This is a genomic window from Methanosarcina siciliae T4/M (assembly GCF_000970085.1).
GTDB lineage: Archaea > Halobacteriota > Methanosarcinia > Methanosarcinales > Methanosarcinaceae > Methanosarcina > Methanosarcina siciliae.
The window spans coordinates 1,624,148-1,640,578 of sequence record NZ_CP009506.1; the positions used below are offsets into that span (position 1 = coordinate 1,624,148).

A 16,431-nucleotide genomic window follows, 5' to 3' on the forward strand; every position below is an offset into this window, starting at 1 on the left:
ACCGAGAGTAGGATAAAATGAATCTTATTGACCTGGTAGCTCTCTCTGAAAAAAGGAGAGATATACTCCTATTTATAGAAAAGAAACAGGGAAGTTTTGAGGAAATTGAAAGTTCGCTTGACATAAGTTCAGGCTCTTTAAGGTACCACCTCAAAAAACTGCTAGATTTCGGGCTTCTTGAGGAAGAAAACGGGGAATACAGGTTGTCGGAAATAGCAATGCCGATAATTTGGAATATAAAAGGACTGCTGGATTCTCTGGCTTTCTTTGAAGAAAACATTGAGTACTGGAATCAACACGACCTAACCCCTGTACCCGATTTTTTGTTGCGAAGGCTTGAAGAGCTGGGCAGGTCTGAACTGATAAAATCAAATGCGGAGTATTTATTCGAAATTCCTCCGGAAATTCTGGAAAATTTAAGGGCTTCAGAGGAAATTTCGGTTTTTTGCTCCTGTTTGCATCCGGAAATCCCACTCATTTATTCCGAATTTACGGAAAAAGGCTTAAAGTTCTCTTTATGTGTGACAGAACCGGTGGCTGAAAGATTGTTCAATCAATTCCCGGTTGAAACAAAAAAGTTTCAGGAAGCCAAAAACACTGAACTGTTTGTTTGCAGTGAGGATATAAATTTGCCTATCTTTGTAGTGACAGACCGGTTCATAGCAATGGAATTTTTCCTGCTTAGCGGAAAACGGAGCAAGCAGTTTATCACTTTTTCCGAAACCGGAGCTTTGAACTGGGGAAGAGAATTGCATCTACATTATACGGAAGTTTCTAAAAAAATGGAAATTGCTGACCATATTGAAACTTCCAATCATATTGAAACTGAAAACCAGAAAACTGTGAAAACCTGAAATCCACAGAGAGAAATCCACAGAGAGAAATCCACAGAGAGAAACTCAAAGAGAGAAACTCAAAGAGAGAAAAACTAAGTTTTGAATGAAGAAAATATAACCAAATCAATATCAGGAGATTGAAAAGAGAGAAAACAGGATGGTAGGTAACAGAATGAAAAAAATTAATATAGTTTTACTGGCTGCCTTCATACTGGCAGGATCGGTCTGTGCCTGCGAAAGCCTGGATGCAGGAAATTTCGGAATCAATCGGGAAAATGTTGACGGTTTCTATGAGGCTGCTTCCAGCAATGTTCCCCCCAATAAGGCCGTTGCATGTGGTATTACTTCTTACTGTTCATCCGTTGCGAGCCGGATTTCGGGAAGCCGGTATTTCAACCTGATGGATATTATTGAAACTACGGGTAATACTGTCGGAATCTATAACTGGAAATTCGACCTGCCTTCCAGGGGAGCAGATATGATACAAAATAGGCAGCCTATGGTGCAAAATAACCAGCTGGCTTTCAGCAGGGACAGATCTGAGCAGTTGCCTCCCGGCATGAGCAGAGAAGATCCTGTAAGAAGGGGAATCCCGGACAGAGAGGAATTGAATAATTTCATGCAGGAACAGCAACTACAAAGTACGGATGTAACCTCGAACTATCAGATGTATGTTACTCCGGACGCTGAGGCTGTAGAATCTTATCTTGAAGAAAACGACCTTGACGATAAATATGATATTTATGAAGCTGCTCTCTCCTGGACCTGGGTCTCGGACGAAACCCTGAATAATGAAGAGGAACAGTGGCTCACTCCAACTGAGTTTCTTGAAGAGACACCTGATTATTCCAGCAACCCGGTGTATGGAGAGCCTGCCAGCGACTGTGAGGAACAGGCAAATACCCTTGCTTCCCTTCTGATAGCTTCAGGAGAATACAATGAGAGCACGGTGAGGGTTGCCATAGGAAAAGTCGATTTCGGAGATGTCAGTGGCGGGCACGCCTGGGTAGAGGTTTACGAGGACGGAGAATGGCTCCCCCTGGATGCTACTGACGGCCCTTACTATGATGACGACAGTTCAGAACTGATACCTGCAGATTCTTCGGATATCGACTATGACCAGTATAGGGACTGCACGTACCCGGCTGTGGAAGTCTGGTACTACTACAATAACGAGTATTTCATAGATTTGGATACGCAACTTGAAAATGCGCCGGTGTCCTGGAACAACATTCCAGAAAGCTATCAAAAAATGAAATCGGGTCGGTTCTAATATTTCCGACCTCTCTTTTTTAATTCGGGAGTTATTCGTTCCTGCCTGGAAGGGGAATAGAAAAGCCAAAGATACTTCCTCTTCCGGCCTCACTTTCAAACCAGACAGTGCCCCCATGGAGTTGCACAATTTTTTTTACAAGGGCAAGCCCTAGTCCGGTTCCCTGATACTTTTTCGAAGAGGAGGAGTCTATCTGGCTGAAAGGCTTGAAGAGCTTTTCATGGTCGGCAGCTGCAATTCCTATTCCATCATCAGCTACGGTTATTTTCAAAAAACTGTCCATTTGTGCTGCTTTAACCCTTATGCTCCCGTTTTCACTTGAAAATTTGATTGCATTAGTCACCAGGTTGGTGAGAACCTGCAGGATCCTTTCCTTGTCAGCATAAATTCGAGGGAGGTTGCTTTCAATCTCAAGTTCTATTTTTAGTCCTTTGCTGGTGGCAAATGGAAAGGTCATGTCCCGAACTTCAGCAAAAACTTCGGCCATCCAGAAAGCGCTGTAATGCAGTTCAAAGCTCCCGGCTTCTACTTTGGAAAGGTCAAGGATTTCATTAATCAGGTTCAACAGGTGTTTTCCACTATTTGAAATATTTCCGACATATCTGGTCTGTTTTGGATTAAGTTCCCCATACACTTTTTCATACAGAAGGTCGGAGAAGCCTATAATTGAGTTGAGCGGGGTCCTCAGTTCGTGGCTCATATTAGCCAGGAATGCGCTTTTCGCGCGGTTTGCAACTTCAGCTTCCTGTTTTGCGCGGAAGAGTTCGATTTCATAATTCTTTCGTTCCGTTATCTCCACACCGGTTTCAAGAACCGCAATTCTATTTCCGATCTCGTCACATACAGGTTTTGACCTGATAAGCCAGGTTTTTCCTTCAGAAGAGGTGAGTTCATGGTCCTCACAATCGGGGGCCGGAAGATTCCGAGATTTAGGGATATTGTCCGTATCCGGAGCTTCAGGGCTATCCGCTGCCGGAGATTCGGCTCCATCCATTAAAAGATCCTTATTGTTGAGGGCAGCTCTGTTTGCCCAGAGAATTTTAAAGTTCGGATCCCTGAGCACCACCATTTCTTCAAGGGAATCAAGAATAAACTTTTTTTCATACTCTCTGGCCTTAAGCTCCTGTTCAGCAAGCCTGATGCTGGAAAGCATTTCGTTGATACCTTTCGAAAGCCTGTGAATCTCATCTTCTCCTTCCACTTCAAGGCGTTTTGAAATATCTTTTTCTCTTTTTACATTTTCAAGAAAACCATCAATGGTGATGAGCCTTGATACCAGAAGACTGTCCAGGCTGAATTTGGTTGCGGTTCCTATAACCAGCCCGCTGAGTAGCAGGAAAACGTAAATATAACCCAGGGTATTTTTACCCTGTGCATAGAGGTCACGGGGATAATCAGCTCTCATGAGAGCTACGGGCTCTCCTGTTGTATTTCTCAGCATAAAATACCCGGCTACCCTATCACTTCCAAGGATTTTAACAGCGCTCCCATCATTGCTGGCAGCTTCGTCAAATACTTCTTGAAAGTCAGAGGGCATTTCCTCATTTATGGTGTAAAAAGATAAGGAAGTCTGGGTACGTTCCTCAAGAGAAGATATGTAGAAGTTGTCAATATATTTTCCAAGAATCAGGGTTCCCGCAGAAGGGTCTTCTCCGAAACTTGTAAGAATTGGGCGGGCAACGATAAGCATCGGCCCTTCATCAAGCAGGATGATTCCCTGTATTTGATCCGTATTTTCCCGGGTTGTGAGAGTTCCACTGTCAATTTGCTTCAGAAGCCCTTCAGGAACCGGAACATTTGTCATGTTTACCAGATCCACAGACATCGGATAGACAAGGACCCCGGATTTGTTTATAAAAAGCATAACGTTGAGGTCCAGATCGTAAAGAGTACTGTCATCCAGGTTTGACTCTATGTATTCAGGGCTTAAGGTATCTACAAATTTATATGTATCATCCCAGAAACCCCAATCTCTGGCGGTTCTGTCTATAGACAAAGCTTCCCAGGCAATTGCCTGTTCTATTTTTTCGGTATTTTTGATGGTGTCCCGGGTTTCAAGGTCGTAATAACTCGATAACAGGATTGTATGGGCTGCAATTATTAAAAGCACAGTTAACAAAGCAAACATTGTGAAAATAACTATCAATAGTTTTTTACTTACATCCATACATATCACCAACATGTTGCCGGAAGTGAAACCACATACATGCAACTGGGTAGCGCAATATTTTGTACCCTGTACAAGTTAAAATGCAGCTATCTGTATAAAAAATGAAGTGAAAAAATATATAAAGATTGCTAACTAGAGCATAAATTCCTCTAGAATTCGTGCCGATAATCGGGACCGGAACATTTCTGGAACTGAACCCGGGTAACTTAAAACCAATTCTCTTTATCTTGTGTTCGGATAGCAGGGTTAATTTCTGATTTTGAAAAAAGGTTTCGAAATCTTACGTTCTTAAGGATAAAATTGCTTTTGAGATGAGCTTACTGGTATCTCTTTTATCATTCCGGAAATAAACTGTGTTTTTATCTTCTCCAGACCGATTAAGAAGATCTTCATTTTTAGGTTTAAATTATAATTTGAGGATAATTTTCTGCCCTGACTTCACAATTTCATAAAAATAGACGAATATCGAAATCAAACCATGAGATTTTGAGAAAAATCAGGATTCGGGGCAGGTTCCGGAAATGCATTCTTTTTCTGGGCCAGATAAGATAATAAAAACAGCATACTTCTGCTTGAAAAGTCCGAATAATAGTAACAATAAACCTGTGTAAACTGGCACTAAAAATATGTATTTTTCCATTATTTTACAACCCTAAATGTCCTGTTCAAGCGCTACTTCCAGCTTAAACCATAAAAAATTTTAGTTAGCCTGGTAAATTTTTTATACCTAATTCCTTTTTCAAGAGCAGAAAATCTAATAACATTTTTCTTTGTAAGTCAAACCCCTTTATTTTATTTTTTAAACCTGTAAAAAAAGCTTCTTGATGCATACATGTAAATATAACTTATAAAAAATATAACCAATAACCCAGTTTTACATATTTGAGGTTTTTAGATTGATTTTCAGGAAAATACCTATGTACATGTACGAGAACTTCCATAAGATGTTTAGTGGAAGTAACCAGAATACTTTTAATGTTTGCAAGGCATGTGGGGGGGCTTGCGAGCACAATAAAATAGGAACCCTACTCCCTGGTGAAAAAGAATATATGGCAAAAAAAATTGGTATAAGCGTTTCAGAATTCAAGCTCAGGTACCTGGATGTTTTGGAAATGGACGACGGAACTCTTGTTCACGTCTTAAAACTTGGGGAATTATGTCCTTTTCTGAATGAAGAAACCGGAGAATGCGAATGCAGTGATTTTAAACCTATAATCTGTAAAATCTACCCTGTTGTTTTTACGGTTGAGGCTGGAAAAGTGAATTTCACGATAGACAATTGGTGCCAGTTATCAAAAAATAAAGCTTGCAGGACCTATTTTGAATCTGCGATTCCCCTTTTGGCCCGGTTCCCTATCCCGATTGAATGGTTCTGTCATGTAGTAAGTTATGATGACCTTTATTTTGATTATGAACGGTTAAGAAAATCCAGAACGGGAAAAAGTCCGCACGCCGTTTTTACTCTGGCAGAACTTTTAAGCCTCCAGAAAGATTGCGTTGAAACGTATCAGGTAGAAATAGATCAGATTGAAACATTTAGGGTAGAAGGAAAGTTAGAAATGTACAGGATAAAAACAGCAGGTTCCGATATTGATTTCAGTAGGAAAATCGAGAAACCTACCTTTTGACCTGGACTGGAGAATCTATAGCTTAAAGACGAAACTGCATACCGGGGATTTTCAAGCAGTTGCCGGGATTTTATCTATTCTTTTTAAGTTTCCCTGAAAATTCAGGATATTAAGCCGTTTCTGAACGGTTGGATGATTCTACTTCACCGTCGCCTTCGGTTCTTTTGTTTCCGTTTATCGGAATTGTGAAAGCAAAGGTACTTCCTTTTCCTATCCTGCTATTAAACCAGACATAGCCCCCATGCAGGTTAACAATCTGTTTTACCAGGGCAAGTCCGAGCCCTGTTCCCTGGACTTTTTTTGATGAAAAGGAAGCTACCTGGCTGAAAGGTTTGAAAAGCTTGCTTTGATCCTCAACCTTGATTCCGATCCCATAGTCTTTGACCTTTATTTCTACCATATCTCCTTTCCTTTTAGCCTCTATTTTCACAAGTCCGTTTTCCTTAGAAAATTTAATAGCATTATCCAGCAGGTTGTACATGATCTGAGCAAAACGAGCCTCATCGGCCCGGATAGTGTTAAGGCTTTCATCCACCCGGATTTGAACCTCAATCATTTTCCTGTCTGCAATAGGAGATAGCAGATTTTTTATAGAATTGAGTTTACTGCTGAGCTCAAACTCTTTATACTCAAGTTCAAGCTTTCCAGCCTCAACCTTAGAGAGGTCAAGAATATCGTTAATAAGGTTCAGAAGGTGTTTTCCACTCCTTGAAATGTTTCCGACAGCTTTGAGTTGTTTTTCGTTGAGATCTCCATAAATTTTTTCATATAATAGGTCAGAAAACCCTATGATTGAGTTAAGCGGAGTTCTCAACTCATGGCTCATATTTGCCAGAAACTCGCTTTTAGTACGATTTGCGACCTCAGCAACCTGTTTTTCCTGAAGCAGTTTTTCGGATTCTTTCCTTTCAGTAACATCCCTGCAGGTTTGAAGCACGCCTATGATCTTTCCCTGATCATCTGTCACAGGAGTTGCCTGGACAAACCAGACTTTTCCATCCTTTGCAGTAAATTCACCTGATTTTTTCTCCCTACCTGTAAAGATATGCTCAAGATACATGAATTCAACTAAAGGCCCGCTAATCCCTGGAGTGGCTTTCAGGCAGACTCCCATTGCCGACTCCAGATCCATATTCATATATTCGAGAGCAGCTTTGTTTGCCCAGATGATTTTTAATTCGGGGCTCACAAAAACGACCAGTTCGTTAAGCGAGTCGAGCAGGACTTTTTTTTCACGGGCCTGAGCTTTTACCTCCTGTTCTGCAAGATAGATATCATTTAACATCCCGTTTATTTCTCTTGACAGACGATAGAGTTCATCATTGTCTTTGAGATCCAACCTTTTGGAAAGGTCTTTTTCTGACCTTACCTTTGTGACAAAATCGTCAATTTCTACTAATCTCGAAATAAATAATTTGTCAAGCGCAAATTTGACGCCGACCCCTGTCATAAGCCCGGTCAGAATCAGGAACCAGTACATGTAACTAAGGGTTCTTTCACCATGCTGATAAAGTTCCCTCTGGAAGTCTGCCCTGATGAGCAGAGCAAGATTGCCTTTTATATCCTTTAACCCGAAATAACCTGCAATTTGATCTTCATTCAGAGGTTCAACTATAATGCGGTCAGGATTTTCCGAGGCGTTTTTGATTTTTGTCTGAAAATCGGTAGGCATATTCTCGTCTGCCCTGTACATCAGCAGGGAAGAGCGGGTAACCCTTTTAAAAGAATCAAGTAGCTCATCGTCAAAATATCTCCCAAAAATTAGGGTGCCTTTAGAGGGGCCTTCATATGTTGTTGTGAGGATAGGGTGACAGGAGATAAACATGGGGTCTTCTTCAAGCAAAACAAAACCGCTTATTAAGTCTTCTTCTCCGGTTGTAAGAAGACTTCCGTCTTTTATCATTGCAAGCAGATCGTCAGAAACAGGCATTTCTTCCGCAGTATGAGTATCCACAGACTTGATATAAACCACTTCCCCGGAGTTATTAACGAAAATCATGACGTTAACGTTAATCCCTGCAAGCGTCTGATTCTGCAGGTCAACATTTATGTATTCCTGATTTTTATCGTCAATAAACTGGTAGGTGTCATCCCAGCAAGCCCAGTCCTGAACAATATAGTCCAGGTACCCCTGTTCTGTGGCAACAGAGTTTTGCACTCGCTCTACATTCTCTAATGTATCAGCCCGTTCAAGCTCCAAAAAGTTGGACAGCTGCATGTTATGTGTAAATGTAAATGAGGCTGTAAGTACTGCAAAAATTAAGAGGGTGATAATAAGAACCTTTTTGCTAATATCTATCGCGTATACCCCCAACAACTTAGAAGTAACGAGGAGCTTGAAGTTATTATATTATTTATTATTAAAAGAAGATAAACTATATAAGAGTTCGGAGACACATTAAAAAATTAATAATACAAAAATCATTAATATTATACTATTGAAACTCAAACATCTCAGAGAAAAAGTGAGACTGAACTTAAATAAGCACTATCAAAAACTTATAATACTGGGTCTTGATGATTTTTGGGCAAGCGACCAGGATTTTTGACCATAATTTTTCTGGCATCGGAATATCCCTGCTCTGCAATTTCAGAGCTTCCTTTTAATGTTATGGTATTCATACCAAAGGTACGGGCAAACTCCTGAATATTTTCACTAAAACCCGGCTCATATGAAATTCCTGTTTCTATCTTTACAGCCAGGCAGTACCGTGAATTTTTCAGATACCTGTTATTCAAGTCTCTACTTCCGGACTCCTTCTCAAAATTTTTCCAGCTCGAAGCCCACATGGGTGTAAGGTAAATCGTGCCTTTACCTCTGCAGGCAAGCATAGCTCTGGCATAGGCCTCATTTCCTCCAAGCGCCGTACTGATACAATCTTCAACAATCTCTCCAGCTTTATCCTTCAGGAAAAAAAGTGGACATCCAAGGTCTATGAAATCCTTTTCCAGTTCCCCAAGAACGTGCCCACAGGTACCGTAGAAAATAAGGATTCCATCGGAAAACGCAGCCATTTCCCGGATATTTCGGTAAACTTCGGACTTCAGAAGCTCAAGGTCGGCATGTAACCCAAGCCTGAGCAGATTTACAACCACACTTATCTGCTGTCCCGCATTTGCATTCATTTTCTCACAGACTTTTCCAAATAACGGAAAGGGGGCAAGGAACTTTGCGAGAGTTTCGAAATCGGGGTTACACCCGGTTTTAAAAAACATCTGAACTCTGTCCAGAGGAATTGTCCTGGGGATACATTTTCCGGCCCTGAGTTTCCGAAGAAACCCCAAATTATTCCTGTTCTCCACGACGATTAGCTGCTTCAGTTCGCAGTCTTTAGAAAGCACATGTACAAGCTCGTCTTCGAGCATACCACAGGCGATAATGCTTAACACAGGCATGTTTCACTTACAATTGTATTTCAGGTCTACACCCTTAGCTTTTATAGCAAAATTCCGTGCTTTTTAGGCTAATTCAATATTTATGTAATCAAACTCAACAGCTAAAAATGAGAAATCGAGGGGGTTTTTGGAAATAGGGTCTGGAGTTCCCAGATTTATTTTTTTGATTTTTCAGGAATTTTCTTATCAGGAGTAACTCCATAATACTTTGTCCTTGCCGCTCCCCAGATACAACCATTTTCCCCGAAGATCTTCAGCTCAAGGTTCTGAATAGATTTACAGATACTATTGCCTGCTCTTGCACCCTTACATACTATGCAGAGCTTTTCACAAAAAATAGGGGGGTTTCCCTTATCTTCAACCATATCCTCACTCCTGATTCATTGTATTTTCAAGAGGTATCCCACAGATGCAATTTGGATTTGTCATAAATTCACTTCTTTGAGAGGATACCTGACAAATGGTTAACCTGTACGGATGGTATATTAGCCAGCGCCTTTCAAGGTGTATTTTCCGATTTTTTAAGGGTGAATTTTCCGATTAGAGGAGTTTAGTTCCTGCTGCAGGACCGGGAGCGCACTGGAAAACGTCACTTATCATGATCTCGATGAGGGTTTTTGCAGGAAGACCTGGTTTTGCAGCATTCACAATTGCTTTCATCTTATCGAATTTTTCGCCTGACCTGATAATTGTAGCTTTTCCTTTTATCTGGTAGCACCCGCCTGTTCCCGGCCCCCACACATAGATTGCAACGATTGGGTTTTCTTCCAGGTTTGCAAGGGACTTAACCATGAAATTGTCTGCAATCCAGATAGTCTCGTCATCAACAAGCTGGCAGAAACCTATGGGTACTACGTTAGGAACTCCCTCTTTTGAAGCCGTTGCAACAGGAAAGATCTTTACCTTTGAAAAAGCAGTCTTCATTTCTTCACTTAACTTTGCCATAACATTTTCACCATCAGGTTGATTTGCAGTATAAATTTATATATTTAAGCGTTAGAATTCTGTACCTGAAGAGATATTTGTGTACTTTAATAACCTTTACTGATGAAATATGGAATATTAAATGCCATTAAAGCTAAAAAGAGGGATTAAATTGATGTATAAAGACATCAGAAATTTGGTTGAGGGGGTACGGGAAAAAATTGGGCTTGAGATTGGTTCCAGGAACGAAAAAGTTATTTACTGGAAAAATGGCTGCAATTGTACGAGTCCATTCCTGAGTTTACAGATGAGCCTTATGCCTGAATTTCTGTCTTTCTTAAACTGATATCTTGCTTATTATCCCAAAAATATTCAAAAAAGAGATCTGAAAATGATATAACAAAAATATCATTTTTTAGCCTATCAATAGCAGAAATCTATTGTTCAGAAAGTTACGCTTGTCCTGTATCCGAACTCAACGCTGTAATCAAGATAATAGACAAGCTCAGGCTCTATTTTTATCATGATGGTATCCGGATCGGGCGGCATATCTGCAGTAACAGGGAATTTGGCTGCTATGATCTCCCCGACTTCTCGCAATTCTGTCTCATCATTGACTATCGATGCCTTACCTTCTACCTGGAGTGCCTGCATATCAAACCAATCAGGATCGTCCTCATCAACCGTAAAGGCTACATAAGGGTTGTTAATGATATTCTGGACTTTCCGGGTGTTTTTATTGGTTGCCACGTATACGACTTCATCTTCGGAAACATACGCCATCGTATGAGCCATTGGCCTGCCCTGCGGGCTGAGGGTTGCGAGGTTCAGGTAATTGTGAGTTGCAAGGTATTCGCAAATCTTAGCTTTGAGCTCTTCTGTCATATTCCCCACCATAAATTGTAACTTTTAGTCGGACCCTATCAGAGATCTTTTACGTCGAACTTTACTTCGAGCCTTTCCAGATACTATATTCCAGGGTATTCTTCGATCAGTGCTATGAAGGGAAAAAATCTACTCATGACCCAACTGATATTTCTACTCATGACCTAACTGATATTTGCAGTCCTTTCCCCATACACATTATAGGGACAAAATTTATAAATTTTTCTTATAAATTACGGAACTTGCAAGTAAAAATGCAACAGGGATAGCAAAAACAGAGTGAGTGGTTTAGAGAAAAGAAGCATTGACCTTTTCAGAAGGGGAAAACAAGTCAGAATTAAATAGTCGATATAAAAAAGTCAAAAAGAAAAAAGAAATCAGGACTTTCGCTTCTTCACACACTCTTTTAGCCTTTCTTCAAGTCGGATACGGGAGATAAAAACTCCAAACTGGGTTGCGATGGTTTCAATAACCGTGCGTACGCTATCCGAAAGCTCATATTCCATACTTGAGGCAAGATAAAAAGCGGCAATGACCTCATTTTCGGACTTAACCGGAATTATTGCCGTAGCTCTCAGGTTTTCCTGCCTGAGTGCATCGTCTCTGGAGGTGAGAAGGAGGTCTATATGCTGCTTATAGACAGGTTGTCCTATCATAACCAGCTTGGTGTTTGGGGAATTTGCACTGTAGTAAGAGGCATTCTCAACAAAGGTGGGAGAAAAACCACTCTGGATGGCTAGGGCCATATCGCCGGTATCTTCGTCAACCAGGTAGATGCCTCCGACATCTATTTCATCTATCTGAAGGCACGAATCAAGCAATATATCAAGTGTCCCATCCAGGTGTTGCGAAGTGCTAAGAGAGATTCCAAGGTCCCGCTGGATATAAAGCAGCTTTTCTTTTCGTTTTCTTTCGGTAACATCAAGAATTATACCTTTAAGATACTTTACGACCCCATTCTCATCGGCTTCGATAAAGGTTCTTTCATCAACCCAGCGTACTTCCCCTGACTTTGTAAGTATCCTGTATTCCTGAGAGAAATCCACATAGTCTTCCTCGATCCTTCTAGAGAGCTCTCTTTCGACCCTTTCGAGATCATCAGGGTGCACAATATTCCCATACAGAAGTTTCCCTGAGGTGAATTCTTCCACCGTATACCCGAAATGCTTTATGTTCTCTGAGACAAACTCAGCAGGCCAGTACTTCTCAGGCCGCCACAGGAAAACAGTTACAGGAACTTTATTTATTACTGAGATCAGCTCTTTCGCCATCTCAAGTGCGCTGCATAAAGCTACCTCATTGAGATATTTGCAGGCTTTTTGTTTGCTGTTACTTCCGTTTTTAGCCGAGTTTGAAGTTGCTTTAGCCATCGTATTCTCCATTCAGGAAACTTTTACAGGAAGCTATGAGAAAATTTCATGTATTTAATATTTTTGTTACAATCACATAGAAAGACGCAATAAATTAAATAGATTTTGATTTGAACTTCAGGCAGGATCATGATGAAGAGGCACATTGCTGTATGTGGGAGGTGAAATACGAACCCTGGAATTGGTAGAAAAAAAGAAAAATCAAGGGAAAAATATATAAACAAAACTTCAATCAGGCTTGCTTAGGGAGAGGACGTGTCTAGAAAATAATAACAAGAAAAAGAAGGAGAACAAGAAGGAGAACAAGAAGGAGAAAAAGAAGGGGAAAAAGAAGGGGAAAAAGAAGAGGAAAAAGAAGAGGAAAAAGAAAAGGAAGAAGAAAAATAAAGAAAAGTTTTCAGTCAAGTAAATTTATTTACGAACTTTTTTACATTTTCATCCTGCCAGCCGTCTATTAATTCCCGGACAGCAGCATCTCTTACAAATTCATCTTTTTCTTTAAGGGCTATCTCCTTAATCAAGGGAAGAGTGCCGGAGTCCGTATGCCAGATTTTTGCAAGTTCCTGAACTGCATTAACCCGTACAAAATTATCGCTGTCATTCAGCAACCTATCTCTTACAAGGTGAAGTGTTTCCGGCTTTTCGTGCCAGGTTTTTGCAAGTTCTTCCATGGCATTTTTCCGGACCGAATAATGTTCGTCAGAAATCGCTGTATCCATGATCAGTTCAAAGGTCCCAGGTTCTTCAGGCCATAAGGAGGCAAGCAGACTGACTGCAGTTCCCCTGACCATGTTGTCCTCATCGTGAATGCACCTGTCCTTGATAAAGTCCTGAATTTCAGGCTCATTCCGCCAGCCGTTTGCAAGTTCCTGAATCGCAACCCCTCTTACGGAATAATGGTCATCCTTAACTGCCCTTTCCTTAATAAAGGGAAGGATATCTTCTCTGGAAGGCCATTTCCCAGCCAGTTCCTGCAAAGCTGCACTCCTTACAGCATAGTGCTCGTCGTTCAGGGCTTTATCCATGAGTAGCTGAAGGGCGGCAGGCTCCGTACTCCAGTATTTTGCAACACTCTGGATTGCAATAGCCCTGACAAAACCGTCTTTTTCCTTTACAGCCCTATCTGTAATAAAATCAAGGCTGCAACAGTTTTTACCCCAGCATCTGGAAAGCTCCTGGAGAGATGTACTTCGGACGAATTTATCTCCCGCATTCTCAGCCCAATACCTCAGTAGTTCAGGAATTTCAGGCAAATGTTTCCAGTTTTCTGCCAGCTCTTTGACAGCAGCCCTCCTTACTTCATAATTACAGTCTTCGGTAGCTCTTTCCCGGAGAAAAGGCAGGGTTTCCGGGTTTTCATGCCAGAACCTTGCCAGCTCCTGAAGGGCAACCTTTCGAACCGAATAATGGCTATCCTCAACAGCTCGCTCTTTAATGAATTCAAAAATATCTCCATTTTCACGAGAATTTTTTGCAAGGGTGAGAAGGACTTCGCGTCTATCCGTATGATCTTTTTCTCCCACTGCCCGAGCTTTAAGCAACTCCAGAGACCTAAAAGAAATTACCTCCTTATCATCAGGATCTCCGGGGGGGAGAGATATAATACTTTCAGGCATTTCTTTCCACCTACTTTATTTCTACCACTAATTCTACATCTACCGGAATATGATTTACCTGTTTAATATATTCATATTTGTTATTTTAATCATATATAAAAACATTATGAAATTAAAATCTTCATCTAAAAAAATTAAAATTAGCAGTAAAGCATATTCGTCAGTTTGCCCTGCGATTATTTTTGATTTGGGAGCAGTTGAAGATAAATCTTTTGGGATCTTCACATCCCCTGAAAAATTAAAGAAATTCACACATATTCCAGGATTTCAGGCATTTTATTTCCGCATATTTTGTAGTCACATTCCGGTTCAGATTCCTTAAAAGCCTGAAAAGGTTAAATTTTATTAACGTATTGAATATTAATTTGACTTACACAAAACCTTACTTGATATGGTTTAGGTTTGATTTCACTTACTCAAAGCCTTACTGTACTTATTTGAAGCTTGGCTTACTTTAAGTTTTATTTGAGTCCTTCAGGCAGTCATAGATCAATTTAATATATCACCGCAGACATCATTATAAATATAATTTGTAGAGAGAAAATTTGTAGAGAAAAACAGAGAGATCATTCTAAAAGACTGTGCTGAAAGCATTTATATAATCTTTTTTTTAAATGTACCCGCTAATATAATGACAGGGGGATTTACAGACATGGAAAATGATTTTCAAGGAGTATTGAAAGGTCAGAAAATAGCTTATTTTTCAATGGAAATAGGACTTCGCAATGAAATCCCTACATATGCAGGCGGGCTTGGAGTGCTCGCAGGCGATACAATTCGCTCGGCTTCAGACCTAAAAATTCCGCTTGTTGCGGTAACTCTGGTCAGCAATAAAGGATATTTCAGGCAGAGCCTTGACGTCATGGGGAACCAGACTGAAAAAATTGAAGAATGGACCCCTTCGAGTTTTATGACCAGAATGCAGCAGGAAGTGAGCGTTAAAATTCAGGACAGAGAGGTTAAAATCCAGGCATGGCAATATAACTGCAAGAGCCTGACAGGGGGATGTGTCCCCATTATTTTCCTCGATACCAATGTAGAGGGGAACGCATGGGAAGACCGCGGGATCACAGATTTTCTTTATGGAGGGGACCACTCCTACAGGCTTAAGCAGGAAATCGTGCTCGGGATAGGGGGAGTGAGGATGCTTAATGCTCTGGGCTTTAAGGTCCGGAAATATCATATGAATGAAGGGCACTCAAGCCTGCTCGCCCTGGAACTCTTAAAGTGCAATAATAAAGACGCTACTAAAGTAAAGGACCTCTGCATTTTTACCACTCATACCCCCGTAGAAGCCGGGCATGACAAGTTCGATTACAGGCTTGTAGAAGACCTTATCCGGGACAAAAACGATGAGGAAATCCTCAGAAGATTTGGAGGAACAGACCGTTTTGATACAAGCCTTTTTGCCCTCAACCTGTCTGACTATGTCAATGGCGTCACGAAGCGGCACAGCCGGGTTTCAAGCGAACTATTCCCCGGCTACTCAATTCAGGCAATAACAAATGGAGTCCACTCCTATACCTGGACTTCTCCTTTTTTCAGGAAACTTTTTGACCGCTATCTGCCAGGATGGGCAAATGAGCCCGAACTTCTGGTAAGGATAGGAGGAATTCCGGATGATGAAATCTGGCAAGCCCGCAGAAATGCAAAAAAGGCCCTCATAGATGAGGTCAACAAAAGGACAGGAGCAGGCATGGACTATGAGACCCTGACAATAGGTTTTGCACGGCGTATGGCTGAGTATAAACGTGCAACCCTGATCCTATCCGACCTTGAAAGGCTTAGAAAGATTAACAGAAGGGGAAGAATTCAGCTGATCTTCGCAGGCAAAGCCCATCCGCGTGACGAAGCCGGCAAACAGCTTATACGAGATATTTTCAGAAGTATCGAAACGCTCCGAAACGAGATCAAGATAGTCTTTTTGGAAAACTATGACATGGAACTTGCCGCAAAAATGGTTTCCGGAGTTGACGTCTGGCTGAACACCCCGACCCGCCCTTATGAGGCTTCGGGCACAAGCGGCATGAAAGCTGCCCATAACGGGGTCGTAAATTTCAGCGTGCTTGACGGCTGGTGGATTGAAGGGTGGATCGAAGGGGTAACCGGCTGGTCCATAGGACCCAGGCTCGAAGAACGCCTCTCGGGAGAGGAAGCAAGGCTTGCCGAACTTGACGACCTTTACAACAAACTCTACTACATTATCGTTCCCACCTATTACGAACGCAGAGACGAATGGTTTAAACTGATTAACAACTCGATAGGCATGATTGCATATTATTTCAACAGCCACCGGATGATGCGGCGTTATGTTACGCATGCTTACCTGTAAT

General features: G+C 41.2%; 15 protein-coding genes. 5 read left to right on the forward strand and 10 right to left on the reverse strand.

The genetic code is table 11. From position 1 onward, the window contains the following. Positions 1-17 precede the first annotated feature (17 nt). Both MSSIT_RS06980 and MSSIT_RS06985 read left to right on the forward strand, forming a co-directional pair. On the forward strand, positions 18-854 hold the full coding sequence (locus MSSIT_RS06980) for a helix-turn-helix transcriptional regulator (RefSeq protein WP_048171132.1): 837 nt from the start codon (positions 18-20) through the stop codon (positions 852-854). Positions 855-993: 139 nt separating this feature from the next. Continuing rightward, a complete protein-coding gene (locus MSSIT_RS06985) occupies positions 994-2,109 on the forward strand; it encodes a transglutaminase domain-containing protein (RefSeq protein ID WP_048171134.1) in 1,116 nt (371 codons plus the stop codon). A gap of 31 nt (positions 2,110-2,140) precedes the next feature. Here the strand turns inward: MSSIT_RS06985 and MSSIT_RS06990 are convergent, their stop codons facing one another. Together MSSIT_RS06990 and MSSIT_RS22990 are read right to left on the reverse strand one after the other, a co-directional pair. Continuing rightward, on the reverse strand, positions 2,141-4,276 hold the full coding sequence (locus MSSIT_RS06990; protein WP_048171136.1) for a sensor histidine kinase: 2,136 nt from the start codon (positions 4,274-4,276) through the stop codon (positions 2,141-2,143). A gap of 499 nt (positions 4,277-4,775) precedes the next feature. Then, positions 4,776-4,919, reverse strand: a complete 144-nt coding sequence (locus MSSIT_RS22990) for a hypothetical protein (protein WP_156158807.1) — start codon at positions 4,917-4,919, stop codon at positions 4,776-4,778. A 256-nt stretch (positions 4,920-5,175) separates the two neighbouring features. Between MSSIT_RS22990 and MSSIT_RS06995 the strand changes: the two genes are divergently transcribed. Then, positions 5,176-5,907: a YkgJ family cysteine cluster protein gene (locus MSSIT_RS06995; RefSeq protein WP_048171138.1), complete on the forward strand. Its 732-nt coding sequence runs from the start codon at positions 5,176-5,178 to the stop codon at positions 5,905-5,907. 109 nt (positions 5,908-6,016) lie between these two features. Here the strand turns inward: MSSIT_RS06995 and MSSIT_RS07000 are convergent, their stop codons facing one another. From MSSIT_RS07000 to MSSIT_RS07025, 6 genes are all read right to left on the reverse strand, one after another. Further along, the gene (locus MSSIT_RS07000) at positions 6,017-8,224 is read right to left on the reverse strand and encodes a sensor histidine kinase (RefSeq protein WP_048171140.1); all 2,208 of its coding nucleotides are present in this window, start codon (positions 8,222-8,224) and stop codon (positions 6,017-6,019) included. 182 nt (positions 8,225-8,406) lie between these two features. Further along, positions 8,407-9,303 carry a DUF1638 domain-containing protein gene (locus MSSIT_RS07005; RefSeq protein WP_048171142.1) on the reverse strand — a complete coding sequence of 299 codons (897 nt, stop codon included), beginning with the start codon at positions 9,301-9,303 and terminating at the stop codon, positions 8,407-8,409. 155 nt (positions 9,304-9,458) lie between these two features. Next, positions 9,459-9,668: a hypothetical protein gene (locus tag MSSIT_RS07010; RefSeq protein WP_048171144.1), complete on the reverse strand. Its 210-nt coding sequence runs from the start codon at positions 9,666-9,668 to the stop codon at positions 9,459-9,461. Between the two features lie 175 nt (positions 9,669-9,843). Then, entirely contained in the window at positions 9,844-10,248 is a 405-nt protein-coding gene (locus MSSIT_RS07015; protein ID WP_048171145.1) for a pyridoxamine 5'-phosphate oxidase family protein, read from the reverse strand. Between the two features lie 423 nt (positions 10,249-10,671). Beyond that, positions 10,672-11,112, reverse strand: a complete 441-nt coding sequence (locus tag MSSIT_RS07020; protein WP_048171147.1) for a pyridoxamine 5'-phosphate oxidase family protein — start codon at positions 11,110-11,112, stop codon at positions 10,672-10,674. A gap of 377 nt (positions 11,113-11,489) precedes the next feature. Then, entirely contained in the window at positions 11,490-12,482 is a 993-nt protein-coding gene (locus MSSIT_RS07025; RefSeq protein ID WP_048171149.1) for a GAF domain-containing protein, read from the reverse strand. Positions 12,483-12,720: 238 nt separating this feature from the next. Here MSSIT_RS07025 and MSSIT_RS22995 point away from each other — a divergent pair, with 238 nt between their 5' ends. Next, complete coding sequence (locus tag MSSIT_RS22995) at positions 12,721-12,891, forward strand: hypothetical protein (RefSeq protein ID WP_156158808.1); 171 nt, start codon at positions 12,721-12,723, stop codon at positions 12,889-12,891. Here the strand turns inward: MSSIT_RS22995 and MSSIT_RS07030 are convergent. Both MSSIT_RS07030 and MSSIT_RS07035 read right to left on the reverse strand, forming a co-directional pair. Beyond that, a complete protein-coding gene (locus tag MSSIT_RS07030) occupies positions 12,884-14,098 on the reverse strand; it encodes a HEAT repeat domain-containing protein (RefSeq protein ID WP_048171152.1) in 1,215 nt (404 codons plus the stop codon). The genes MSSIT_RS22995 and MSSIT_RS07030 overlap by 8 nt on opposite strands. 54 nt (positions 14,099-14,152) lie before the next feature. After that, positions 14,153-14,323, reverse strand: a complete 171-nt coding sequence (locus MSSIT_RS07035) for a hypothetical protein (protein ID WP_156157334.1) — start codon at positions 14,321-14,323, stop codon at positions 14,153-14,155. Between the two features lie 427 nt (positions 14,324-14,750). Between MSSIT_RS07035 and glgP the strand changes: the two genes are divergently transcribed. After that, entirely contained in the window at positions 14,751-16,430 is a 1,680-nt protein-coding gene (gene glgP / locus MSSIT_RS07040; protein WP_048171157.1) for an alpha-glucan family phosphorylase, read from the forward strand. The last annotated feature ends 1 nt before the right edge of the window (position 16,431 follow it).